20 protein-coding genes are annotated in these 22968 nt (G+C 73.6%); 12 read left to right on the top strand and 8 right to left on the bottom strand.

The window, feature by feature from the left end:
* Nucleotides 1-107: 107 nt before the first annotated feature.
* The 3 genes from ACXNSR_RS37545 to ACXNSR_RS37535 form a co-directional block, all read right to left on the bottom strand.
* Nucleotides 108-1901: an ABC transporter permease/substrate binding protein gene (locus ACXNSR_RS37545; protein WP_458639814.1), complete on the bottom strand. Its 1794-nt coding sequence runs from the start codon at nucleotides 1899-1901 to the stop codon at nucleotides 108-110.
* A complete protein-coding gene (locus ACXNSR_RS37540) occupies nucleotides 1901-2962 on the bottom strand; it encodes a quaternary amine ABC transporter ATP-binding protein (protein ID WP_458639813.1) in 1062 nt (353 codons plus the stop codon). The genes ACXNSR_RS37545 and ACXNSR_RS37540 overlap by 1 nt, the downstream gene beginning before the upstream one ends.
* 367 nt (nucleotides 2963-3329) lie before the next feature.
* Nucleotides 3330-4148, bottom strand: coding sequence for a GntR family transcriptional regulator (locus ACXNSR_RS37535; RefSeq protein WP_458639812.1), 819 nt, complete (start codon nucleotides 4146-4148; stop codon nucleotides 3330-3332).
* Between the two features lie 187 nt (nucleotides 4149-4335).
* Between ACXNSR_RS37535 and ACXNSR_RS37530 the strand changes: the two genes are divergently transcribed.
* From ACXNSR_RS37530 to ACXNSR_RS37505, 6 genes are all read left to right on the top strand, one after another.
* Nucleotides 4336-4863 (top strand): MarR family winged helix-turn-helix transcriptional regulator, encoded by a 528-nt coding sequence (locus tag ACXNSR_RS37530; RefSeq protein WP_458639811.1) that lies wholly within the window; start codon nucleotides 4336-4338, stop codon nucleotides 4861-4863.
* Between the two features lie 173 nt (nucleotides 4864-5036).
* Nucleotides 5037-5528 (top strand): hypothetical protein, encoded by a 492-nt coding sequence (locus tag ACXNSR_RS37525; protein ID WP_458639810.1) that lies wholly within the window; start codon nucleotides 5037-5039, stop codon nucleotides 5526-5528.
* Nucleotides 5529-5600: 72 nt separating this feature from the next.
* A complete protein-coding gene (locus ACXNSR_RS37520; protein WP_458639809.1) occupies nucleotides 5601-6467 on the top strand; it encodes an SDR family oxidoreductase in 867 nt (288 codons plus the stop codon).
* A 121-nt stretch (nucleotides 6468-6588) separates the two neighbouring features.
* Nucleotides 6589-7200, top strand: a complete 612-nt coding sequence (locus ACXNSR_RS37515) for an amidohydrolase family protein (RefSeq protein WP_458639808.1) — start codon at nucleotides 6589-6591, stop codon at nucleotides 7198-7200.
* A gap of 68 nt (nucleotides 7201-7268) precedes the next feature.
* Entirely contained in the window at nucleotides 7269-8075 is an 807-nt protein-coding gene (locus tag ACXNSR_RS37510) for a DUF6234 family protein (protein WP_458639807.1), read from the top strand.
* A gap of 83 nt (nucleotides 8076-8158) precedes the next feature.
* Entirely contained in the window at nucleotides 8159-8473 is a 315-nt protein-coding gene (locus ACXNSR_RS37505) for a hypothetical protein (protein ID WP_458639806.1), read from the top strand.
* A 27-nt stretch (nucleotides 8474-8500) separates the two neighbouring features.
* On the opposite strand, the gene ACXNSR_RS37500 is transcribed toward ACXNSR_RS37505, so the two are convergent.
* Nucleotides 8501-10111: a sulfatase-like hydrolase/transferase gene (locus tag ACXNSR_RS37500; protein ID WP_458639805.1), complete on the bottom strand. Its 1611-nt coding sequence runs from the start codon at nucleotides 10109-10111 to the stop codon at nucleotides 8501-8503.
* A 174-nt stretch (nucleotides 10112-10285) separates the two neighbouring features.
* Here ACXNSR_RS37500 and ACXNSR_RS37495 point away from each other — a divergent pair, with 174 nt between their 5' ends.
* A complete protein-coding gene (locus tag ACXNSR_RS37495; protein ID WP_458639804.1) occupies nucleotides 10286-11410 on the top strand; it encodes a DUF6183 family protein in 1125 nt (374 codons plus the stop codon).
* A 135-nt stretch (nucleotides 11411-11545) separates the two neighbouring features.
* Here ACXNSR_RS37495 and ACXNSR_RS37490 read toward each other — a convergent pair whose 3' ends face one another.
* The gene (locus ACXNSR_RS37490; RefSeq protein ID WP_458639803.1) at nucleotides 11546-13120 is read right to left on the bottom strand and encodes an IucA/IucC family protein; all 1575 of its coding nucleotides are present in this window, start codon (nucleotides 13118-13120) and stop codon (nucleotides 11546-11548) included.
* 108 nt (nucleotides 13121-13228) lie between these two features.
* Between ACXNSR_RS37490 and ACXNSR_RS37485 the strand changes: the two genes are divergently transcribed.
* Nucleotides 13229-14743: an IucA/IucC family protein gene (locus ACXNSR_RS37485; protein WP_458639802.1), complete on the top strand. Its 1515-nt coding sequence runs from the start codon at nucleotides 13229-13231 to the stop codon at nucleotides 14741-14743.
* A 58-nt stretch (nucleotides 14744-14801) separates the two neighbouring features.
* Nucleotides 14802-15455: a class I SAM-dependent DNA methyltransferase gene (locus ACXNSR_RS37480; RefSeq protein WP_458639801.1), complete on the top strand. Its 654-nt coding sequence runs from the start codon at nucleotides 14802-14804 to the stop codon at nucleotides 15453-15455.
* Between the two features lie 105 nt (nucleotides 15456-15560).
* Here ACXNSR_RS37480 and ACXNSR_RS37475 read toward each other — a convergent pair whose 3' ends face one another.
* A complete protein-coding gene (locus ACXNSR_RS37475; RefSeq protein WP_458639800.1) occupies nucleotides 15561-16109 on the bottom strand; it encodes a hypothetical protein in 549 nt (182 codons plus the stop codon).
* Between the two features lie 319 nt (nucleotides 16110-16428).
* Here ACXNSR_RS37475 and ACXNSR_RS37470 point away from each other — a divergent pair, with 319 nt between their 5' ends.
* Nucleotides 16429-17661 carry an MFS transporter gene (locus tag ACXNSR_RS37470; protein ID WP_458639799.1) on the top strand — a complete coding sequence of 411 codons (1233 nt, stop codon included), beginning with the start codon at nucleotides 16429-16431 and terminating at the stop codon, nucleotides 17659-17661.
* 779 nt (nucleotides 17662-18440) lie between these two features.
* Here the strand turns inward: ACXNSR_RS37470 and ACXNSR_RS37465 are convergent.
* Entirely contained in the window at nucleotides 18441-19637 is a 1197-nt protein-coding gene (locus tag ACXNSR_RS37465) for a cytochrome P450 family protein (RefSeq protein WP_458639798.1), read from the bottom strand.
* Between the two features lie 162 nt (nucleotides 19638-19799).
* Between ACXNSR_RS37465 and ACXNSR_RS37460 the strand changes: the two genes are divergently transcribed.
* Nucleotides 19800-21374: an FAD-binding oxidoreductase gene (locus tag ACXNSR_RS37460; RefSeq protein ID WP_458639797.1), complete on the top strand. Its 1575-nt coding sequence runs from the start codon at nucleotides 19800-19802 to the stop codon at nucleotides 21372-21374.
* A 12-nt stretch (nucleotides 21375-21386) separates the two neighbouring features.
* Entirely contained in the window at nucleotides 21387-22610 is a 1224-nt protein-coding gene (locus ACXNSR_RS37455; RefSeq protein WP_458639796.1) for a trypsin-like serine peptidase, read from the top strand.
* Here the strand turns inward: ACXNSR_RS37455 and ACXNSR_RS37450 are convergent.
* On the bottom strand, nucleotides 22561-22956 hold the full coding sequence (locus tag ACXNSR_RS37450) for a hypothetical protein (protein WP_458639795.1): 396 nt from the start codon (nucleotides 22954-22956) through the stop codon (nucleotides 22561-22563). The two genes, ACXNSR_RS37455 and ACXNSR_RS37450, sit on opposite strands and share 50 nt — an antisense overlap.
* Nucleotides 22957-22968: the final 12 nt, after the last annotated feature.

Raw genomic sequence — 22968 nt, 5'->3', positions numbered from 1 at the left:
GCCGCGCGCAGGACCCGTACCGACGTACGGTCCTGCGCGCGGCGGCGCCTTCGCTGCGGGACGGCCGGGGGCCGCCAGGCCGACCGGCCGACCGGCCGCCCGCGGTACTACGCGAGCCGGTCGACCTCGGGGTGGTCCTGCAGCCAGGCGCGGACCGCCTGCTGCTCCTTGCCCTTCCCGGTCTGCTGGATCTTCGCTTCGAGGCCGGTCAGCTGCTCCTCCGTCAGCTTGAAGGACTTCAGCCATTCGGCGACCTTCGGCTCGTCCTCGCCGAAGCCCTTGCGGGCCAGGCTGTGGATGCCGTCGCCCTTGCCCCAGGCGCCCTTCGGGTCCTCGAGCTTGGTCAGCTCGTAGGAGGAGTACGCCCAGTGCGGGGACCACAGCACGACCGCGACGGGCTCCTTCTTCTCGTAGGCCCGCTTCAGCTCGGCGAGCATGCCGGGCGTCGAGCCGTCGACGACCTGGTACTCGCCGTCGAGGCCGTAGTCCTTCAGGACCTCGTCCTTGAGGATCGACATCTCGCCCGCGCTCGGCTCGATGCCGATGATCCGGCCCTTGAACCGGTCCGCCTTGCCCTTGAGATCGGCGAGCGAGCGCACGTCCTTCACGTAGGAGGGCACGGACAGCTCCAGCGAGGTGGGGCCGTACCAGGAGCCGAGGTCCTCCAGCTTGTTCCCGTACTTCTCCCAGTACTGGGCGTGGGTGACGGGCAGCCAGGCGTCGGTCTGGAAGTCGAGCTGACCGCCGGCCAGGCCGGTGTAGAGCGCCCCGGCCTCCAGCTGGCGGGCGTCGACCTTGTAACCGCGGCGCTCCAGGAGCTCCTTCCACAGGAAGGTGGAGGCGATGCCCTCGTCCCACGGGATGTAGCCGACGGAGAGGGTGCGGCCCTTGCCGATGTTCGCGGCCCCGGCCGGGCCGTCCTCGGCGGCGGAGCCGCCGAAGGTGTTCAGGCCGCCCGCGACGAGCGCCAGGACGACGGCGCCGCTGATCGCGTACGCGGGCCGGGGGCGGTGGTTCCACACCTTGGCCGCGCCGGTCGCGGCGGCCCGCGCCTTGGCGAGCGTACGGCGGCCGATCGGGGAGACGTGGCGGCCGAGCGCACCGGTCATCCGGTCCAGGTACATGGCGAGGATGACGATGGAGACGCCCGCCTCGAAACCGAGGCCGATGTCGACATTGCCGATGGCCTTGTAGACGGCGCCGCCGAGTCCGCCGCCGCCGACCATGCCGGCGATGACCACCATGGACAGGCCCAGCATGATGACCTGGTTGACGCCCGCCATGACGGTGGGCAGGGCCAGCGGGAGCTGGACGCGTACGAGGGTGTCGCGCGGGCTGGTGCCGAAGGCCTCGGCGGCCTCGACGAGTTCCCCGTCGACCTGGCGGATGCCGAGCTCGGTCATCCGCACGCCCGGAGGCAGCGAGAAGATGATGGTCGCGATGATGCCGGGCACCACGCCCACCCCGAAGAAGATGATGCCGGGGATCAGGTAGACCATGGCCGGCATGGTCTGCATGAAGTCCAGGGCCGGCCGCAGGAGGGCGCTGACCCGATCGGATCTGGAGGCCCAGATGCCGAGCGGGATCGCGAACGCCAGGGTGACGAGGGTGGCGACCAGGACCAGGGACAGGGTGGACATGGCGTCCTCCCACAGGCCGAGGGAGTCGACCAGCGCGAAGCCCGCGAAGGCGAGCAGGCCTGCCAGCAGGCCGCGCAGCCACCAGGCGGCGACGGCCAGGATGCCCGCGAAGAGCAGCGGGGCGGGGGCGGACAGGACGGCGTCGATGCCGTCGTAGAGGCCGGTGACGAGCACGGTGATGGCCTCGAACAGCCAGGAGAGGTGGCTCTGGAGGAAGTCGACCCCGTGGTCGACCCAGGCGCCGAGGTGCAGGCGGGGCATCAGGCGGCCACCTCCGCGCAGTACATCGGGGGCCGCTGCTCGTCGCCGATGAAGGCGATGAGGCGGTCCTGGGGTACGGAGCCGATGACGGCGCCGTCCGCGCCGGTGACGGCGACCGCGTGCGGGACCCGGGCGCTGACCGCGCACAGGTCGGCGAGCGGGGTGGCGGCGGTGACGGTGGGGCAGTCGCAGGCGTCGGCGGCCGGTTCCGGATCGTCCATGACGGCGTCGGCCGTCAGGACCCGGGAGCGGTCCACGTCCTGGACGAAGGAGGCGACGTAGTCGTCGGCGGGGCGGGTGAGGATGTCCTCGGCGGTGCCCTGCTGGACGATGCGGCCGTCGCGCATGACGGCGATGCCGTCGCCGAGGCGCATGGCCTCGTTGAGGTCGTGGGTGATGAAGACGATGGTCTTCTTCAGGGTCCGCTGGAGCTCCAGCAGCTGGTCCTGCATGTCGCGGCGGATCAGCGGGTCCAGCGCGCTGAAGGACTCGTCCATCAGCAGCAGCTCGGCGTCGGTGGCCAGGGCCCGGGCGAGGCCGACCCGCTGCTGCATGCCGCCGGAGAGCTCGTCGGGCCAGGACCGCTCCCAGCCTTCGAGCCCGCACAGGGCCAGGGCCTCGGCGGCGCGCCGCTCGCGCTCGGGGCGGGGCACGCCCTGCACCTCCAGCCCGTAGCCGGCGTTCTCCAGCACGTTGCGGTGCGGGAACAGCGCGAAGTGCTGGAAGACCATGGAGATCTTCGTGGACCGTACGTGGCGCAGCTCGTTCGCGCTCAGCGCGGTGAGGTCCTGACCGCCGAAGAGGATGCGTCCCGCGGTGGGTTCCAGCAGGCCGTTCAGCATGCGCAGCAGAGTGGACTTGCCCGATCCCGACAGACCCATGACGACGAAGATCTGGCCGGGCCGGACGTCGAAGGAGGCGTCGATCACGGCAGCGGTGGTCCCGTCCGCGCGCAACTCGTCGCGGCCCGCGCCGCTTTCGAGCGCGCGGACGGCGGCCGCGCTGTCGGCGGGGCGCCTCCCGAACACCTTGTAGACGTGCTCGGCCTGGAGCGTGGACACATACACCTCACGGGTCGTACCAAGAACGGCGCGCGCCGGCGGAGCGGCGGGCCGTGGAGCGGGACGGGATCTGCCCGTGTGCGCCACGTCCTGTGCCCCGAGGGGCCGGAGGACATGGTTCCGCTCCAGCAGCGCCGATGCCCTGCATTCACATGGGCAAACACCGGGGTGATCCTCCTCACGTGCGGGGGTGCGAGGGCCCGGCAGGCGGCGCTGCGGGCCCGGGCGGGCGGTCGCGGATGACCGCGGTCGGGTACGCCCGTCCCCCGGAGGGGAGTTGGGGCGGCGGCCCGGCGGCCGGACCGGCGGCCGGGCCCGGCACTCCGCCGCCCGGGGTGTGGCCGGGGCCACAGTGCGGGTCGGGGCGTCAGGTGATGCGGAAACCGGTGGTCGCGTGGTCCCGGCGGTCGCGGTGGAAGGTGAGGCGGTCCCAGGTGGGGAAGGCCAGGTCGGTGACGGCCAGCAGCCGGCCGGAGCTGTCGTGCAGGGTGCGGCGCACGGTCAGGCCGCAGACCGGGGCGGCGGGCGGGACTGAGGTCCGGGCGGTGGCCTGCGGGTGGGTGACGCGGGTCACGGTGAGGGTCTCGGCGACCCGGCCCGCCGCGGCGGCGCGGTCGAACCAGTGGTGCAGGGGGGTCAGGTCCTGTGCGCGGGCGGTCGCCGTCGCCGCCGCCGTCCGGTTCCGGAGGGCGGCCAGCTCCGGGCTCCGTGCGACGGCTCCGGGGCTGAGGTAGGTGACGGCGTCCCGGACGGTCTCCCCGGCCGGGCCGCGGTCGCGGTGGTGATGGACCAGGGTGCGGTCGCCGCCGGTCATGCCGAGGAGCGTGCCGAGCGAGGGCGGGACGGTGACGAAGGTGACCCAGCTCCGGGTCGGTGCGGGCCCCGCGGAGGGTTCCGCGGAGAGCGCGGGGGCCGGGAGGACGGAAACGGCGCCGAGGGCGGGGACGGGGGCGGCGGGGCGGGTGCCGCGGCGGCCGGTGACGACGAGGCCGTCCTCGCGCAGGTACTGGAGGGCAGCCCTGATGGTCTGCCGGTTGACCTGGTAGCGGGCGGCGAGGCTGCGTTCGGACGGCAGTCTGCCGCCGGGGGTGCGTGCGGCGCGGTCGAGATCGCGGCGCAGCGCTGCGGCGATCCGCTGGTACTTGGGCATGGCGGCCTGGCCGCCGCCCCGTGAAGGGGAGGGCATGGCTTCTCCTCTGACGGGTGGTCAAGGACTGCGCGGTCTGCCCGACCAACCTAGCATTGGTCTATACCTGTTGGTGAGGGCGGATCGGGCGCGCGGCACGGATTGGCCGATTCCGCCCCCACGCACAGCCGCTCCCCGATGATCAGAACCCTTGACAGGGCGAATCGTTAGCCGCCATATTACTTCCATGACGAGGGACGACACGCACGGCGTGGACGGTGAAGCACCCACCCTGGACCAGGCCAGGCGGCAGGTCGAGCACTACGGCCTGGAGGTCGATCCCCAGGCGGTATTGGTCGCAGTGCGACTGATCTCGGCGGGCGCACGGGTCGGCCGGGCGGCAGAGGCGCACTTCGCCCGGTTCGGCCTGTCGACGGGGCGCTACCGCCTGCTCGCCGACCTGGAGGACCACGGCGGGGAGAAGTCCCCCTCGCACCTCGCGGTCGACCTCGGCGTCTCCAGGGCGACGATCACCGGCCTGCTGGACGGCCTGGAACGCGAGGGCCTGATCGCCCGCCGCCCGTCCACGGAGGACGGCCGCGGCACCGTGGCCGTCCTGACCGCCCGGGGGGCGCAGCGCCTGCGGGATATGGCGTCCGAGCACTTCGGACGGCTGGAGGCGATGGTGGGCGACCTTTCCGTCGAGGAGCGCACGGTGTTCCTGGACCTGCTCGCCCGCGTCGTGCGCGGCAGCGCGGCCCTGGCGGCGGACTGACCCCACCCGCGGCCGTTTCGGCTCCGTTCCACGGGACGGGGCCCTTTTCACGCAGTAATGGTTAGCCACCTAATTACCATGGTGAGGCAGGCCTGCGGCCCACCGCCGCAGCCTGTCACCTCCCTCACCTCCCCTCACTTTTGCTTACCTCACCGAACCGGAAAGAGGCCGGCATGACCGCCCCGAAGCACAGAACCAGCCCCGACCGAGCGGCCCCCCGGCCGTCCCGGCCACCGCAGTCCCCCCGGCCGTTCACGCTGTGGCGTGAGGTGCTGACCTCCTACGCCGCGCCCGCGCTGACGGCCGGTGCCGCCGGGGTCCTCACCGGTCAGCGGGACCTGGCCGTGGCCGCCTGCACCTCCATCGCCGGCACCTCCGCCGTGGTGGCGTTCCTGGTCGGCACCTGGCTGCGGCACGGCGGGCAGCCCCGACGGTGGACCCTCACCGCGCCGCGCGGACTCCTGACCGCCCTACTCGTCATCACCACCGTCGCCGCGGCAGCCCTGCTGGGGTGGTTCACCGCCCAGTGGCTGCCCGTGCACACCCCGGTCCCCGCCGCCCCGTGGCTGGAGCGCCTGCGCGTGGACCTGCCCGTCTCCGCGGCCCTCGCCACCACCATCGTCACCCTCCGCTGGCGCGGCACCACCACGGCACCACCGGCATGAGCCCACCCCGGCCGCATCCGCGGCCGGGGTGTCACCGAGGAACACGAAAGAACACGAAGGAATGAGCACACGATGATCGTTGTCATGGGAGCGACCGGAGCGACCGGGAACGCCCTGCTCCACAGCCTCCTCGCCCTCGGCACGCCCGTCCGCGCACTGACCCGGACCCCGCACGCGCCGATCCCCGGCACCACCGGCGCGCACCGGCCGCCCGTCGAGGTCCAGTACGCCGACGCCACCGACCCCCACTCCCTGCACACCGCGTTCAAGGGCGCCGACCAGCTCTTCCTCGCCATGGCCAACGGCCCCGCACAGGTCGAACTCGAAACCCGCGTCGTCGACATCGCCGCCCACGCCGGCATCGGACACATCGTCAAGGTCTCCGCGCCTGCCGCCGAGCCCGACTCGCCGGTCGCCGTCTCCCGCGGACACCACGCCGTCGAGGAGCACCTGCGCGCCAGTGGCCTCACCCACACCGTCCTGCGCCCCTACGCGTTCATGCAGAACCTCCTGCGCCTGGCTCCCGCCGTCGCCCAGGGCGTCATCCTCGGCACCACGGGCGACGCGCCCTTCAACTACGTCGACTGCCGCGACATAGGCGACGTCGCGGCCGCCGCCCTCACCCGGCCGGACATCGCCGGCGGCACCTACCCGCTGACCGGGCCCGAAGCCGTCTCCCACCCCGAACTCGCCGCACGGCTGACCACCCTGACCGGCAGGCAGATCCGCTACGTCGACCTCACCCCGGACGAAATGCGCGACAACCTCCTGCGCCACGCCCACATGCCCGCCTGGCTGGCCGACCACGTGACGGAGATCCAGCAGCTCGCCGTCACCCGGCCGGAGACCCCCACCACCACCGTCAGCGACGTCCTGGGCCGCCCGCCCCGCACCCTCGACGCCTTCCTCCACGAGCACCGCGCCCACTTCCACCGGTAGCGGACCGCGGCGGGGCCATCAGGACCCGGGCCGGCCGACGGGGCCGTCGAGTGGCCCGCGCCGCGCGAAGGGCGTTCCGTCGAAGGGTGAGCGCTCTGCGTATCGACGTCCACGCGCACCTGTGGACCGTGGACTGCCTGAACTCGGCGCCGACGCGACCGAGGCCGATCTGGACCACCGGTTCGCCTTGATGGACCGGGCCGGCATCGACCTCCAGGTGCTCTCCGTCGCGCCGCAGTCCCCGCACCTGCCCGGCGAAGCCGAGGCCGTGGCACCGGCCCGCGCGGCGAACGACTCGTACGCCGCGCGGGCGACCCGTTTCGCGGACCGGTTCCGGGTCTTCGCCGCGAGGCCCCTCCCCCACGTCGACGCCACGCTGCGCGAGGTCACCCGTGCCCCCGACGACCTCGGCGCGGCCGGCGTCGGCGTGACCACGACCGTACTCGGCCGCACCCTGGCCGATCCCCTGTTCCATCCCGTCCACGAGGAGCTCGACCGGCGCGGCACCGTCCTGTGCTTCGGGGCCGGCCGTCTCGTGCTCGGCACGGACTTCCCGTACGAGAACGACGAGGTCTTCGTACGGTCCGTCGACCACGTCTCCGAGACGGGCCTCGCCCGGGAGGGGGCCGCGGCGATCCTCGACACGAACGCGGCGGACCTGCTGGGCCTCTCCCGCCGTGACCCCTCGGAGAAACTCCGGACGCTCCGGATGCTCCGGGCGCTCCGAGGGTGATCACAAAGGGGTGGCCGATGAGTACGCGTACTCATGTCTCCTCTCCGCAGGCCCGACATGATGCGGACATGACTGATTCCCCGACCGGGCCCCGGCCCCGGCGCGGCCTGCGACCCTGGTCGCGCCGGACGCCCCTCGCCGCGGACCTGGCCATCGGCATTCCCCTGTTACTGCTCGGCGTGGGATGGCTCGCGTTGGACTACATGCTCGGGTACGGCATGGAGGTCTGGGCCGCGCAGGGCGACCAGGAACGGATCGACGCGGCAGACCTCGCCCACCTGGCCCGGATCCAGAACTTCTTCGTGACCGTGCTGGTGATCGCGGTCGTCGCACTCGTGTTCCGTGCGCGCTGGACGGTGCTGTCACAGTTGTCCGCCGCGGCCCTGGCGGGAGCGCTGCTGATCATCGCGCAACACGACTGGGACCGTGATCATCCGAGCCCGGCCGGGGCGGCGCCGGAAGGCGCGAGTTCGCGCTATCGCGAGAACAACGGCTTCCGCATCGCGGGGGACATGTCTCCCGCGAGCGAGCAGGACGCGCAGAAGGACGCCGACCGTATCGAGCCCGTCCTCAAGCGGCTCTGGGAGGCCGGGACGTGGGATCCGCAGACCGTGCGGACGGCCCTGCTCGACCTCGGGTTCGAGGAGGAACGGTTCGGGCCCGGGGGTGAGTGGCTCGGCGGAACGCTCACCGTACGGGACATGGGCCCGCGCTTCGAAACGGACCACTACGTCACGCCCGAGGGCGCGTTGGTCGGTGTCCGTGTCCATGACGACGCCTGCGTCACCGCCTTCGTCCAGAGGACCAACTACCAGGTGAAGACCAACGGCCCCTACCCCGAGGGCGGCTGCTTCGAGCCGCCCGCCGGTCACTGACCGACCGCCGGGCCTTCGCAACCCGCTTCGGCGCCCCGGCGTCCCACCCCACGACGGACCGCTGCGATCACCTGGGAGAGCACATGGCGAAGAAGGACCGGCCGACGGACTCGGAGAAGGACCGCGAGAAGTGGATGGCGCGTTTCCAGGTACGTCTGGCCATGCAGCCGGGCGTGGACCGGCCCGTAGTGCTCCGGGCGGTCAAGGAGGTCACGACCCACTGCGCGGACACGGGAGAGCACCCGCGGGCCGCCTTCGGGGACCCGGACGCCTACGCCGTGCAGACCGCCGCACGGCTGGTACCGGCGGACCGGGCGGCCCGCGCGAGGCGGCACGACGCGGTGGTGGACGGGCTCGGCTCCGCGCTCGGGAAGGCCGGGGACGTCGCCGGCCTGTGACCGCTCGAAGCCCGGCGTGCCTTCGGCTCAGGGCCGGGCCGACGCGGCCGCGGCCACCGGTCGGTCGGTGTCACCGTGCCAGGTGGGCCAGCCCAGGAGGTGGGGGCGTTCGGTGACCCACGCGCGGGTGTCGGTGCCGATCTCGGCACTGATGAGGTCTTCGAGCAGGGTGTTGTAGCGGGCGACGAGATCGCGGTGGGCGGGGTCGGCGGCGAGGTTGCGCATCTCGTGCGGGTCCTCGACGCGGTCGTAGAGGACGACGTCGTTCTGGGCGTACAGGGCCTCGGGGCTGGTGGGGCGGTTGGGGTTGAGCGGGGAGAAATAGCGGCCGAAGGTGTAGCGGCTGTCGGTGTAGCCGCGCAGGAAACCGCGCTTGGTCCAGTCCGGGCGAAGGTCACCGGACTCGATCCGCCGGGGTGCTGCGGGGTCGGCGAACTCGAACCAGAAGGAGGCGTCCAGGCCCGTGACCGACTCGACCGTGGTCAGGACCCCGTCACGGACGGTGCCGCCGGTCAGGGAACGGCCTTTGAGCGCGGGGTAGCGGGTGGCGGCCTCGGCCGGGTTCACCCCGGCGAACTCGAGCAGGGTCGGGGCGATGTCGACGGCGGAGGCGAGGGCCTCGATGCGCGCGCCGCGCGGGAAGTCGGGGTGGCTCAGGATGAACGGGACGTGGAAGTTCTCGTCGTAGACGAGGGCGCCCTTCTGGCGCAGGCCGTGGGAGCCGGCCATCTCCCCGTGGTCGGAGGTGAAGAGCACGACGGTGCGGTCGGCCTGCCCGGAGGCCTCCAGTGCGTCGAGGACGAGCTCGATGCTGCGGTCCACGTCCCGGATGGCATTGAGGTAGAAGTTCAGGCCTTCGCGCCAGTGCCGGTCGTCGGCGACCGGGCCGAAGACGATGTCGAGCATCCGCGCGAACTCGGCCACTGCCGGGGCCGCGCCGGACAGGTCGTCATGGAGGCCGGCGGGCAGGTCGAGGTCCCAGCGGCGCCGGTAGACGGGAACGTCGGCGGCGGCCTTGGCCACGACGGCGTGCGCGAGTCCGAACGGAAGCCGCACCTGGGACGAGCCGCCGTAGTCGAAGCTCATGATGTCGTGCGGGTTGACGAAGTTGACCGCCATGAACCAGGGCTGGTCGGCCTCCACGACCGGGGCCCGGTTGCGCAGCCAGCCCACGGCCTGGCCGGCGATGACCGGATCGAGTTTGAGCCCGGCCCAGGCACCGCCGTCGATGTCGCCCCAGTCGTTGAACTCGCTGAACCCGTACGGTTCCAGCGCGTTCGTGGTGGGACCGGGGTTCTGCGGGGTGACGTAGGCGTTGGAGAGGTGCCACTTGCCCTGGTACGTGCAGTAGTAGCCGGCCTCGCGGAGCATCGTGCCGAGGGTGCCCAGTCGGGGGTCGAGCGGGCGGATGTACGGCATGTTGTCGTTGTCGTAGATCTCGGTCAGCGGCAGGTGCTGCCCGGTGTAGATGACGGATCGGGCGGAGCTGCACATGGCCGAGGCCGTGTAGTACCGCTCGAAGGTGGCGCCCCGCTCCGCCATCCGTTCCCGGGCGGGCAGCGAGAAGCCCGGCGGACGGGGGATCACCGCGCGTTCCTCGTCGGTGACGATCATCAGGATGTTCGGACGTCGTGTCATGGCCCTCGATCCCTCACGGTGATCCGGGCGCCCGCCCGGGCGTCACACCACCGGGCACGGGCGCACGGTGGTGCGTCCCGGGCCGAATCTAGATCTCCGGCCGGGCAAGTCGGGCGAGGACACGGCCGCCCTGCGCCGTCCGGGTGAACCCGTGTCCGCCGTAGGCTCGCGGTCGTGAACGAGCAGATACAGAAGATCGTGGCGGAGCTGCCGAGCCTGAAGAACGTCACCGGTGTGTGGGCGGCGGTCGACGACCGTTTCGCGCAGGGGGACGTCGCCTTCCCCGCGGACCTCGGCATCGCTCTCGCCAGGACGTACGGCTCCGAGGGGCAACTGTGGCAGTACCGGAGCGTCTTCGATCGTGTGCTTCGGCTACTGGCCACCACCCCTGGCGCCGACAACGCCTCCCAGGCGCTGCGGCTGGTCTCCTCGGCCGAGGTCGCCGACAGGAAGCTGGACCGTTACGCGGCCTCGCTGCTGGCCTCCGGTCACGAGCCGGCGGACCTGGCCGTGGCGTTCTCCGGCCACGCTTCGGAGGAGCTCCGGGCCTGTCTGGTCCACGAACTGGTGCTCAGGGGCGTGGACATCGCGGCCACGCCGGGCATCGCGGGCTGGGCGACGTCGCCGCACTGGCGCCATCACCCCCTGGGCCGGCTGCCGCTGGCGCTGTCCGACGTGGAGGGGTGTGCGGATCTGCCGAGCTACGGCAGCGGTGGCAGCAGTCACTCGATGCCGTACGGGCCGCCGGACAGCCGCGAGCCGGCGGCGATCGGCGACGGGCGTGTCCCGTCGGTGAAGGAGACGACCGAGCCTGCCACTGCCACCGCGATGGCCAAGGCCGTGGCGAACTGGGCCGAAGAGTCCAACGGGCGCATCGAGGCGCGGGTCTTTGAGTTTGCGGAGCCGCTGAGCGTCGGGGCGGTGCCGAACGCGCTGTTGGCACTGGGGCTGAAGTGTCTGCACGGGGCAGGGAAGAAGGCCCCTCTGTCGGTCGACGTCCATCCTCCGGCCCGGGCATGGCAGTTGCTCTTCGCCGCGGCGTCCACGGGAGGGGCCTACAACTCCGGCTCGTTCGGGGCCTACGGCCGCCTTGCGGCCTGGCAGTCCATGGCCGCGCTGTCCCGAAGTCCGGAAGGCGCCACGGCCGAGGACGTCGAAGCACGCGTGCGGGACTGTACCTGGCACGTCTTCGATGCCGAGACGAAGTGGTTCGAGCAAGTGGCATGGGACATCGGTCTGGCCGCCCTCGCACCGGGGCATCGGCACTTGTCCGTGCTGGCCGCGACCGACACCGACTGACGTCCTGGCCACTGCCTTCGGGATGTGTCCGCGGTGCGGCCCCGAGTCCGGATGCCGCACCGGGGCCGCGGGCGTCTCCCCGCCGCGGCACGCGGGCCGGGCGTCGCGGGCCCGGCAGGATCCGAAAGAGACGGCCTAGCCGCGCAGCGGGTTCGGCAGGGGGAGGTAGCGGGCGTCCGCGCCGTCCGCGCGGGTCCAGCGCAGCAGCAGGTTGGTCTTGCCGGGCAGGGTCGGGGCGGCGAGCAGTTCCGCGATCTCGGGGAGCCCGCGGGTGGCGTCGTAGCGCAGGAACTCCTCCCGTGCGGCCGGCCACAGGAGCGGCGAGACGTCCGGGTGGCGTCCGGTCAGCGCGCCCGCGATCTCCGTCAGGTTGTTGACGACCAGGCAGTAGACCAGGCGCTGCCAGGCATCCGCCCGCGGCAGGTCCGCCGGCAGCTTGACCCCCTCCGCGTCCCGGAAGAGGGCCTGCACCGGCAGGCCGTCGGCGTCGACGGCGACCAGGGTGTTCTGGAGGTGGGCCTCCAGCACGATGCCGTGCCGGGCGAACAGTTCCAGCACCGGCGGCACGACCTGGCGCAGATACGCCCGCCACCAGCGGACCGGGTCGGTGGCCCCGGCGGGCGGGCTTCCGGGGTAGCCCTCGGCGAGGGCGGCGGCGAGCAACGGCGTGGCCCCGGGCACGGTGTGCGCGTGCAGGCCGTCGCGGACCAGGACGGCGAGCTCCTCGAAGGCGAAGGCGGCGGTGCGGTAGCCGCGGTCCGGCAGCCAGGCGGCGGTCGCGCCGGTCCGGCGCAGGGCGGCGAAACCGGCCTCGACGGCCGCATCGGTGCGGCGCAGCTTCAGCAGGTCGTGGCGCCACAGCCGGCGCACGTCGTTGGTGATCCGGACGTCGAGGCTGAACTTCACGAAGAGGTCGGCCGTCGGGTCCGGTACGTACAGGGTCCGGATCGAGGCGGTCGGCCAGGCGGGCCGCCGGGTCGTGCCGAGCCGCAGCAGCCGCCCGTCGGCGAAGGCCTCGCGCACCGCGGGCCGCTCGCCGATCAGGTCGAGCTGCCAGGGGTGGGCGGGCAGCAGCCGGTATCCGGCGGGCGGGCGCGGCCCGTCGAGGGCGTCGGCGAGGGCGTCGATCGCGGCGGCGGCGGCCGGGCCGCCCTCCTCGGCGCTCTGGTCCTCGCGCAGCCCGAGGAAGACCAGCGGGAAACGGGCGTAGGCCTCGGGCGCGTACGGCAGCCAGCTCCCGGCCGGCGCCCCGCCGCGGGCCTTGGGCGCGGGGTGGTGGGGGTGACCCATCACCAGGGACTGTTCGGAGCGGAGGTAGGGGTCCGCCGGGGGTTCGGCGGTGGCCCGGGCGGCCAGCAGCGCGGCGATCGCGTCGCGGCTGTCGGTGATCTCGACGGGGAGCTCGTCGTTGGGGACACCGGTGAACCGGCCCAGTTCGTCGGAGACGAGTTTGGCCAGTTCGGTGTGGCTGAGCGGGTGCCAGCCGTCCGCCGTGCGCAGTTCGGGGCGTTCGGGCCGGCGCCCCCCGCGCACGCGGAGCAGCCGTCCGCTGCCGCGCAGGCGGTGGACGCGCACGTCCGTTCCCGCACCCGTGTCCGTGCCGTGGCCCTCGGCGGGTTCGGCGGCCTCCCTGAGCAGGCAGTTCAGGAGCGGGGCGGCGGCGTACGCGTCGGCGGCGGCGTTGAGGTCCACTGGTTCCATTCGGTCCATCCGGTGCGCCGGAGGTTCGCAGGGCGTAACCACCAGTCGTGATCTTCGGTATCCGCAATCATTACTTGATCATCCCGTAAAGCGATATTCCGATGCCGGAGCCTCAGCATGCATCTTCCCCCTTCCCCGGCCGAAGAGGCCGTCGCCGCCGAACTGGCCGGCGTACGCCCGTCGCTCGGGCCCTCCTACGCCGCCGGGCTCGCCGGTGCCCGGGCGGCCGTGCTGACCCGGTTGTGGCGGGCTCTGGCCTTCGAGCCCCTGCCCTGGATCGTCGGCCGGGAGCACGCGCCCGACGGCCTGGCGCTGCTGCTGGCCGGGGGCGCCCGGCTGGAGGGCCCGCTGCCGGATCCGTACGCGACCGGGCCCTACGTGAGCGAGCTGCTGCTCGACGGCAGGCCCTACCGGCAGGCCGCGCGGCTGGTGGCGGCCCTCGAGGTGCCGCACGGGGAAGGGTTCGCCGCCGAGCTGGACGGCTGTACGGCCTCCCTCGCGCTCTCCCGGGCCGGTCAGCCGGCCACCGGGGAGGACCCAGCCCCGCGGACCACCTGGGAGTGGGAGCAGCGGGTGGTCGACGGGCACCCCTACCATCCGAACTGCCGTTCCCGGCCCGGTTTCTCGGTGGCCGAGCAGCTGGCATACGCGCCCGAGCACCGGCCGGTGGTGGAGCTCGGGCTGGTCGCCGTACGGACCGAGGAATGCCTGGTCACCGGCGACTGGCCGGAGGAGCTGCGGGACGCGGGGCGGGTCCTGGTCCCGGTGCATCCGTGGCAGGCGGCGCACGTGCTGAAGCACGAGCGGGTACTGCCCGGTTTCGCGGCGCATCCGCTGATGGCGCTGCGCACGCTGGCTCCCGCCGACGGCGGGGCTCATGTGAAGACCGCGCTGAGCGCCCGGCTGACCTCGTCCGTTCGGGACATCTCCGTCTACTCGATCGAGACGGCGGCGGCCGTCTCGGCCTTCGCCCAGGGCCTGGCCGAGCGGCTCGACGGCCGGCTGCACATCACCCGCACGCTGGGCGCCACGACCGCGCACAGCCCGGACCTGGCGGCCGTACTGCGCGAGCCTCCGGAGGTGTACGCGGACGCGGCCGCCGGTGAGCGGGTGCTGCCGGTGGCGGCCCTGGCCTCCTACGGCCCGGCGCGTTCGGCTGCCTGGCGGGCCGAGTTCGCCCGGCTCGCGCTCTCGGTGTGCCTGCGGGTGCTGGAGCTCGGGGTGGCCCTGGAGGCCCACGGCCAGAACCTCCTCGTCGTCCTCTCCCCCACCGGCGCCCCGCTGCGGCTGGTCTACCGCGACCTCGCCGACATCCGGATCAGCCCGGCCCGGCTGGCCCGGCACGGCCTGCCGGTGCCGCCCCTGTCCGGCAGGCTGGTCACCGACGACGTGACCGTGCTGCGGCGCAAGCTCTTCGGGTCCCTGCTGACGGGGGCGCTGGGGGCGACGGCGGGCTCGGCCGGGGCCTTCGCCGAGGCCCTCGCGGAGGTGGCCGCGCTGCCGGCCACCTCGGACACCGGGGCGCTGCTGACCGGGACGCTGCCCACCAAGGCGCTCACCCTGATGCGGCTCAGTCCCGGGGTTCCGGGCGATCAGTGGGCGGAACTGCCCAATCCGCTGGTCGGGGGGTGAGCGGGAGCACTCGACCGGTTTCCCCTCGGAGGGGCTCCGGACGCTACTGTTCAGGGGCATGACAGAGACCTCGTACCTCAGCTCCGTACGGGCGTCCTACGACGCCGTCGCCGTCGACTACGCGCGGCTGCTCAGCGCCGAGCTGGCGGGGAAGCCGCTGGACCGGGCCATGTTGGCGGCCTTCGCCGAGTACGTGCGCGACGACGCGGGCGGCGGCGGCCGGGCGGTGGCCGACCTGGGCTGCGGCCCGGGCCGGGTGACGGCGCATCTGGCCGGTCTGGGCGTACGGGTCTTCGGCGTCGACCTGTCCCCGGCGATGGTGGCGGTGGCCCGCCGTACGTATCCGGGGCTGCGGTTCGAGGTGGCGTCGATGGCCGCCCTGGACGTGGCCGACGGGGTCCTCGGCGGGGTGCTGGCCTGGTACTCCACCGTGCACACCCCGCCCTCGGGGCTGCCCGCGCTGTTCGCGGAGTTCGCCCGCGTGCTGGCGCCGGGCGGCCATCTCCTGATCGCCTTCAAGGCGGGCGACGAGCTGGTCCGGCTGGAGCACGCGTACGGGCATCCGGTCGACCTCCACGTGTACCGGACCCCGCCCGAGCTGATCGCCGGCCTGCTGGCCGGGGCCGGACTGACGGAGGTGGCCCGCCTGGTCCGCGGGGCGGGCCCCGAGGAAGCCTGCCCCCAGGGCTTCCTGCTGGCGCGCAAGGCGTAGGCCCCGCCGCCGCCGGGCGAGCAGGGGCGCGTGCCGGGCCGCGGCGCCCCGCCCCCTCGGATCGCGGAGGCGGGCCGGGGGCGGGGCGCCACTGCGTGCCGGTGGCTAGAGCAGGGCGATCGAACTCGCCCGGTCGTTCATCGCATCCCCGATGTAGGAGGTCGACTGCTGGTACTCCTGGTGGACCCCGGAGGTGTTGGGGGCATCCCATAACTCCAGCCAGCAGGACAGCGTGGTCAGCGAGCTGACGGAGTTGTTCCAGGTCCCTTCGAGATTGATCTGGGCGTCCCGGCCGTTACCGCTCCGGCAGCCGCTGCCGCCGGTCAGGACCAGCGCGGAGCCGCCGTAGTTCGAGTCCGTGTAGACGACGCCGAGCTGCACGGCCTCCGCCCCCGTGGCGCCGGAGGAGGCCTTGAGGCGGTCGGCCAGCTCCTGGTCGATGTGCTTCGCCGACAGCGGCGCGTCGGTGATCCGTCCACCGGTGGATGCGGTGACGGCCTCCTGGAACGTGTCGAAGCACCGCATGCCGCCCGAATCGATGTCGAGCACGCAGTTCCTCGGGGCGGGTGCCGCGTTCGCGGTGGCCGCGGCCGTACCCAGGGCGAGGACGGTGGCAGCTGCCGCAATGGCGATACGTGACGTACGAGCAAACACGGGTCACTCCTGTCTCATGGACGTTCCGACCGACAGCGTGGATGCTTCCGTCTCCGTTGTGCATGAGCCAGAGGCACATTCGGCCAGGGTCGGTGTATACGGCATGCGTTGTCGCGAGTAAGTGGTCTCCGCGTCCTGCGACGGGCGCTTCATGACCTGCCGTGACACGTCGAACGGGTCGCCGGGAGCGGCCCCGGAGGGGGAGCCGGAGAACCGGCGCGAACTGTTCGGGACCTCGGCTGCCGATCGAACGGATCGACCCCGATCCCGTCCGAGGTGCTTGCCCTCGACCTGCTCGAGGGCTTTAGCGTCAGCGCCCATGGCATCCCTCGACACCGCCCGGCCCGTCCCAGCACGCCCGGCCGCCCTTCCCCGCGTCTATCTCGTCTGGCTCATCGGCACCCGTGCCTCGCTGCTCGGTGATGCCGTCCTGTACTTCGCGCTCGGCTGGGCGGCCAGTGCCCATGGCGGCGGGACGGGCGCCCTGGTCCTGACCGCCATCACCCTTCCGCGTACCTTGCTGCTGTTGCCGGGCGGTGCGGTCGGTGACCGGTTCGGCGCTCGCCGGGTGATGATCGCCGGGGACGCCGTGATGCTCGCGGCCACGCTCGTACTGGCCCTGGTGGGCCTGCGCCTGGGCGCGTCGCCCTGGCTCCTCGTCGTGGTCGCCGTCGTCATCGGCACGGTCGACGCGTTCTATCTGCCGGCCACCGGGTCCATGCCCCGCCGCCTGGTGGGCAAGGAGCAACTCCCCCGGGCGTTGGCCATGCAGCAGGCCGGCAGCCAGATCGCCTCGCTGCTCGGGGCTCCGGTGGGCGCCCTGCTCGTCGCGTCCGCGGGGCTGACCGGCGCGGCGGTCGCCGATGCGGTCACCTTCGCGATCGTCCTCGTGGTGCTCGTCCGCGTCCGGCCGGCCCTCGACGTCGAACGGTCCCCTCACGGGGAGGGCCTCCTGGCAGGGGCGGCCGACGGGGTGCGGACCACTGTGGGGGATCCGGTCCTGCGGCCCGCACTGCTGCTGACGGCCGCTGCCGCGGGCCTGCTCCTGCCCGTGGTGTCCCTGCTGAACCCGCTCCTGGCGCGGGAACACGGCTGGGGCGCGGGGACGGCCGGTCTGGTCGCCGGTGGCCAGGGCCTGGGGATGATCGCTGTGGCGCTGGTGGTCTCGCGGCGGGGCACCATGCGCCGGATCGGCAGGGGTGCGGCGCTGGGGCTGTGCGTGTCGGCGCCGGGGATCGCCGCGGTGGCCCTGGCCGATACAGCTGCCCTGGCCGTGGCCGGAGGAATCGTCGTCGGTGCGGGTTCGGGGATGTTCGCCTGCCACATCGGTCCGCTGGTGCTGACCAACATCCCGGACACCCACCTGGCCAGGGTGCAGTCGCTGCTGGTGCTCGTGCAGAGTCTGGCGCTGGTGGTGGGCAACAACGCGCTCGGCGCACTCGCCGACGCCCAGGGGGCCACGCCCGCCGCGGCGGTGTGCGCGGTGGGTGTCTGCGCCGCGGGGACCGTGGGTCTCGTCCTCAAGCCGATCCGTCGCCTGCGTCAGAAATGAGACGGACAGGTCGATCCGCGGTGCGGTGCGACACGGCGCGGTGCGGCGGCCGACATCGGCGGTGCGGGTACGCGGCGCCGGACCGGGGCCGCGTGGCCGTCGGCCACCTGCGGCGGACGCGCGCCGCGCTCCCGCAGCCGCGGGCCGCCGACCACGACCGGCTGCAGATCCGGGCGACGTGCCGGCGGACGGCGGCCTGGGCGGACGGTGTTCACCGCCCCGCTCGCCGGGCCGGACCGAGTCGTCACGGTCGATTGCACGACCGTGCGAGCACACCGGCGCGCCGCCGGAGCCGGCCAAGAAGGGACCCGCCCGACCGGGCAGTCTCTTCCGGATCCTGCCTGGCCCGTGCCGCCCGGCGATGCGCGGCACCGGGCGGCGCGGGCTCAACCGGCAAGATCAGAAAGAGACCACTTGAGCGCGCCCGACCGTGACCTCGGGGCGGTCGCGCGGCGGACCGACCACCAGGGTCCGCCCGGTGGCCGACGGCCGCCAGCGGCCGCTCGCATTCGAGGAGTTCATGGCTCTGGCCCACATCCCACGCCCCGTCGGCAGGCCTCGCTCGACGGCGGTCGCGGTCCTGGTTGACGAGGCGATCCGTCGGCAGCTGCGGCGGCGCCGTGGTCCGAAGGAAACCGCCCAGCGCAGTCGCGGATCGCCACCCTCGACCCGGACCGCGCCGTCACGACACCTCAGCACGGGCCGCCGGACTCGCGGGCCGGCACCGGCGGCGGCGTGGCTCCGCCACGACGGCGTCGTGCTCGCGAAGGGCCCGGCGCTCACCAGCGCAGCGGCAGCCGTGTCACGCCCCTCATCAAGGTGCCCGGGAGCCAGTCGGGCGGGCCCGCGTCCGGATCGTCGGCGAGGTCCGGGAAGCGCTCCAGCAGGGCCCGGACCGCGATGCGTCCCTCCATCCGGGCGAGCGGGGCGCCCAGGCAGAAGTGGATGCCGTGACCGAAGGCGAGGTGGCCCGGGCCGGTGCGGCGGATGTCGAAGACGCCCGGCCCGGGCTGCGCGAAACGGGCCGGATCGCGGTCCGCCGCGGCGAGGGCCACCAGGACGGAGGAGCCCGCCGCGATGGTGACGCCGCCCAGCTCCAGGTCCGCGGCGGCGAAGCGGTACGTGGCGTGCTGGACCGGGCCGTCGTAGCGGAGCATCTCCTCCACCGCCCCGTCGATCAGCCCGTCCGGGTCGGCGCGCAGCGCGGCGAGCTGGCCGGGGTGCGCGAGCAGGGCCCGTACGCCGTTGCCGATCAGGTTGACGGTTGTCTCGTGGCCCGCGACCAGCAGCAGGAAGGCCATCCCGATCAGCTCGTCGGGGGAAAGCCGTCCGCCGTCCTCGTCGCGGGTGCGGATCAGCGCGCTGAGCAGGTCCTCTCCTGGATCCTCGGCCTTGGCCGCGACGAGTTCGAGGAGGTACGCGGTCATCTCCGACACGGCCCGGGGGTCCGCGCCGACGCCGTCGAGCGGGGCGACGATCTCGCTCGACCAGTAGCGGAAGCGCTGCCGGTCCAGGCCGGGGACGCCGAGGAGTTCGCAGATGACGGTCATCGGCAGCGGTACGGCGAGGGACGCGATCAGGTCGGCCCGGCGGTCGGGCCGGGCCGCCATCGCGTCGAGCAGCTCGTCGGTGATCTGCTGGACGCGGGGGCGCAGGGACTCCACGCGGCGGGCCGTGAACTCCCCGGCAACCAGGCGGCGCAGCCGGGTGTGACGGGGCGGATCCGTGTCCAGCATGCTGGTGGCCACGGCCTGGACGGGCATGGTGCTCGCGAACGGCCCGGAGCCGAGCCAGTCCTTCGACAGTCCCGGATGGGTGAGGGCCTGCCGGGCCTCCTCGTGGCCGACGACCAGCCAGGTGCGTTCGCCGCCGAGCACCAGCCGGTGGACGGGTCCGGCGGCGCGCAGCGCGTCGTAGAAGGGGTACGGGTCGGCGTTGAACGCGTCGGCGTGCGTGCTGAGATCCACCAGGGCCATGGGGGCAGCGTACGGCGGCCGTTCACGGATCGGGGGTCGCCGGTCGCGGTACGACCGTAGGACGAGCAGAACCGTTTCGGCTGTGCGCCGTTCAGGGGGCACCCCGGTGCGTGTGGGACCCGCCTGCACGGCTATCGGCCCGGGCGGTGGCAGGAAGGAGGCATGAGCCTCAATCGCCGCCAGGTCCTCGGCAGCGCGGCCGCGGCCGTCCTCGCCACCGTCGGCGCGGCGGCCAGGACCCCGGACTACGGGGCGCTGGCGCGCGGGATGGACGGGCGTGTGGTGCTCCCCGGGGACCGTGACTACCCGGAAGCCCGCAGGCTGTTCCAGCCCCGGTACGACACCGTCGCCCCGGCCGCGGTGGCCTATCCCGCGCACGCCGGGGACGTGGCCGTCTGCCTGGACTTCGCCCGCCGCTCGGCCGCGCCCGTGGTCCCGCGCGGCGGCGGACACAGCTACGCCGGCTGGTCCACGCGATCCGCCGGGCTGGTGGTCGACACCGGGGCCATGGCCGCGGTGTCGGTCGACGGCGCGGGTGAAGGAGGCGGCGTACGGGTCGGTGCCGGGGCCCGGCTCGGGGACGTGCACGCCGCCCTCGCCCCGCACGGCCGGTCCGTCCCGACCGGGTTGTGCCCCTCCGTCGGCATCGCCGGACTCACCCTCGGCGGCGGTCTGGGCCTGGCCTCGCGGGCGTACGGGACCACCGCGGACCGGCTCACCGGAGCCCGGGTGGTCACCCCCGACGGGATCGTCCGCGAGGTGTCCGCCGACCGGGATCCGGAGCTGTTCTGGGCGCTGCGCGGCGGTGGCGGCGGCAACTTCGGCGTGGTCACCGAGTTCCGTTTCCGCACGCACCCGGTCGGCGCGTGCGCCACTGCCGAACTCCACTGGCCCGGCGCCGACTCCGCGGCAGTGCTGCGCGGCTGGCAGCGCTGGCTGGCCGGGCTGCCGGACCCGTTCTGGAGCCAGGTGGAGTTCACCGTCGAGGCGGGCGCCGAGGCCGGGGCCGGTGGCGGGACCGGGACCGGCGCCGGGACCGGGACCGGGGCAGGGGCGCCACCGGCGGTGCGGGTGGTGTGCCTCGACGGGCGCCACGAGCTGGAGCGGCAGTTGACCCGGCTGTCGGACCTGGTCGGCAGGGCTCCGCAGGACAGCTGGACCGCCGTACGCAGCCACGAGGACACCGTCCGGGCCATGTCCGGCTGCCTGGAGCTGAGCCCCGCGCAGTGCCGGCTGCCGGGCACCCTGCCGGGCCGGGACCCGCAGGGGCGGCTCGGCAGGGACTCGTACGCCGCGCGGTCCGACTTCTGGGCGGGCGGCGGGCTGCCCGACGCGGCGATCGGCGCGGTCCTGGACGCCGTGCGGAGGTACGGGACGAGCGTGCCCCGGGGCGGCCTGGGCGTGGTCCAGTTCGACGGGGTCTGCGGCGGTGCGGTGAACCGCGTCCCGGCCGGTGCCACCGCCTTCGTGCACCGCGACAGCGCCTTCCTCGCCCAGTACCTCGCCTACTGGCCCGAATCCGCACCGGCCGCCGAGGTGGCCCGGCACCAGGGCTGGCTCGACGGGCTCTGGCAGGACCTGCGCCCGTGGGCGAGCGGCCGCGCGTACCAGAACTACACCGACCCGAAGCTCACGGGCTGGCGCGAGGCCTACTACGGCCCGAACCTCGCGCGGCTGCAGGAGGTCCGGCGTGTCCACGACCCGGACCGGCTCTTCCGTTTCCCCCAGGCCCTTTAGGGAGTGTCCGGCATGCGACGTACGTTGACGATGGCCGTGGTGGCGGCCGCCCTGCTGGTCCCGGGAGGACCATTGCCCGTGGCCGAGGCGGAGGCCGGGGCCGTGGCCGGGGCCGGGAGCGTGGCCGGGGCCGGGAGCGTCGCCGCCCCGGTGGCCGTCGGGCGCTGGTCGGCGCGTGAGGCACAGTCCTTCTGGACCGCCGAACGGATGGCCTCAGCCGCCCCGTTGCCCCCCGCACCGCCCGAACTCGTGGATCCCGTGCCGGCCGCGCCGGCCGAGCTGCCCGAACCGCCGGAGCCGACCGAACCCACCGACCTCGACGACCTCGACGACCCCGGCGATCCGGCCGAGGCGCCGCTGCCGGCCGCCACAACCGCGCCCGCGCCGACCCCTTCGCCCACTCCCACGCCCACTGCCGTTGCCACGCCGACCCGCGCGCCATCGGTTCCGGCTCCGGCTCCGCTGCCGGCCCCGGCACCCCCGACCGTTCCGCGGCTGCCGGCCCTCACCCCCGGCATCGGGCAGAACTTCGACGGTATCCCGGTCGCCGGCCGGATGTTCCTCGTCAAGGCCGGCGGGACGTACTTCTGCAGCGCGAGCGTGGTCTCCTCCCCCGGCCGCGACCTGGTGCTCACCGCGGCGCACTGCCTGCTCGGCTCCGACACCCAGCAGGTGGCCTTCGTACCGCAGTACACGCTGGCGAAGCCGCAGCCGTACGGCATGTTCCCGGTCCTGCGGGACGCGGGCGGGCGCTCCAGGATCTGGATCGACCCGCGCTACCGCTCCCAGGGCGTCGACCGCGCGGCCGCCCTCGACGCGGCCTTCGCCCAGGTGGGTCCGGACGCCCGCGGTTTCCCGGTGGAGGCCGTGGTCGGCGGGAACCGGCTGAAGACCGGCGCCGGTTACGCGCACGCGCGGGTCACGCTGATCGGCTATCCGGCCTCTGCCGCCCGGCCGCGCGTCTGCGTCAACCGGACGACGAAGTTCACCAGTGCCGACGCACGGATCCCGGGATCGTTCCTGCGGATCGACTGCACCGGCTATCCCGGCGGGACCAGCGGCGGTCCGTTCCTGAGCGGCTACGACGCGCGCACCGGGACCGGGGACGTGGTGGGGGTCATCGGCGGCTGGAAGACCGGCGGGGACAAGGCCGACACCTCGTACAGCTCCTACTTCGGCGCGGACATCAGGAAGTTGTACGAGAAGGCGGTTGCCGGGGCGAAGGCGCGGCGGTGAGCACCCGCGCCCAGCGGGTCCGGCGCGGGTTGCCGACCGTACGCGGGGTCGCCGCAAGCCCGTCGCCGCTCAGCGCGTCGGCGGGCGCGAGGTCGAGCCGGCGACGCAGGTCGGCGAGGGCCGCGTGGACGGGTGCGAGGACCACCTCGGTGCCCGGGCCGACGGACGCGAGCGCGAGCGCGGTGGTCTCGATCGCCTCGACGGCGTCCTCGGCGGCGGCCCGGCTCCATCCGCCCGGCGCGCCGGACCGCCAAGGGGCGATGGTGTCGTAGAGGTGGCAGGCGGCATCGGCCACGGCATCGGCCCGTTCACCGACGCCCGGCGCCGCGATGGTCGGCAGTTCCATGCCGGGTCAACG

Source organism: Streptomyces sp. NC-S4, from assembly GCF_054353315.1.
This window is presented reverse-complemented; position numbering and strand designations above follow the sequence as displayed.

Coding starts and splice junctions, on each gene's coding strand:
- ACXNSR_RS37545 (WP_458639814.1), bottom strand. CDS start 1,901: ATGCCCCGCCTGCACCTCGGCGCCTGGGTCGACCACGGGGTCGACTTC.
- ACXNSR_RS37535 (WP_458639812.1), bottom strand. CDS start 4,148: ATGCCCTCCCCTTCACGGGGCGGCGGCCAGGCCGCCATGCCCAAGTAC.
- ACXNSR_RS37530 (WP_458639811.1), top strand. CDS start 4,336: ATGACGAGGGACGACACGCACGGCGTGGACGGTGAAGCACCCACCCTG.
- ACXNSR_RS37525 (WP_458639810.1), top strand. CDS start 5,037: ATGACCGCCCCGAAGCACAGAACCAGCCCCGACCGAGCGGCCCCCCGG.
- ACXNSR_RS37520 (WP_458639809.1), top strand. CDS start 5,601: ATGATCGTTGTCATGGGAGCGACCGGAGCGACCGGGAACGCCCTGCTC.
- ACXNSR_RS37510 (WP_458639807.1), top strand. CDS start 7,269: ATGACTGATTCCCCGACCGGGCCCCGGCCCCGGCGCGGCCTGCGACCC.
- ACXNSR_RS37505 (WP_458639806.1), top strand. CDS start 8,159: ATGGCGAAGAAGGACCGGCCGACGGACTCGGAGAAGGACCGCGAGAAG.
- ACXNSR_RS37500 (WP_458639805.1), bottom strand. CDS start 10,111: ATGACACGACGTCCGAACATCCTGATGATCGTCACCGACGAGGAACGC.
- ACXNSR_RS37490 (WP_458639803.1), bottom strand. CDS start 13,120: ATGGACCGAATGGAACCAGTGGACCTCAACGCCGCCGCCGACGCGTAC.
- ACXNSR_RS37485 (WP_458639802.1), top strand. CDS start 13,229: ATGCATCTTCCCCCTTCCCCGGCCGAAGAGGCCGTCGCCGCCGAACTG.
- ACXNSR_RS37480 (WP_458639801.1), top strand. CDS start 14,802: ATGACAGAGACCTCGTACCTCAGCTCCGTACGGGCGTCCTACGACGCC.
- ACXNSR_RS37470 (WP_458639799.1), top strand. CDS start 16,429: ATGGCATCCCTCGACACCGCCCGGCCCGTCCCAGCACGCCCGGCCGCC.
- ACXNSR_RS37465 (WP_458639798.1), bottom strand. CDS start 19,637: ATGGCCCTGGTGGATCTCAGCACGCACGCCGACGCGTTCAACGCCGAC.
- ACXNSR_RS37460 (WP_458639797.1), top strand. CDS start 19,800: ATGAGCCTCAATCGCCGCCAGGTCCTCGGCAGCGCGGCCGCGGCCGTC.
- ACXNSR_RS37455 (WP_458639796.1), top strand. CDS start 21,387: ATGCGACGTACGTTGACGATGGCCGTGGTGGCGGCCGCCCTGCTGGTC.
- ACXNSR_RS37450 (WP_458639795.1), bottom strand. CDS start 22,956: ATGGAACTGCCGACCATCGCGGCGCCGGGCGTCGGTGAACGGGCCGAT.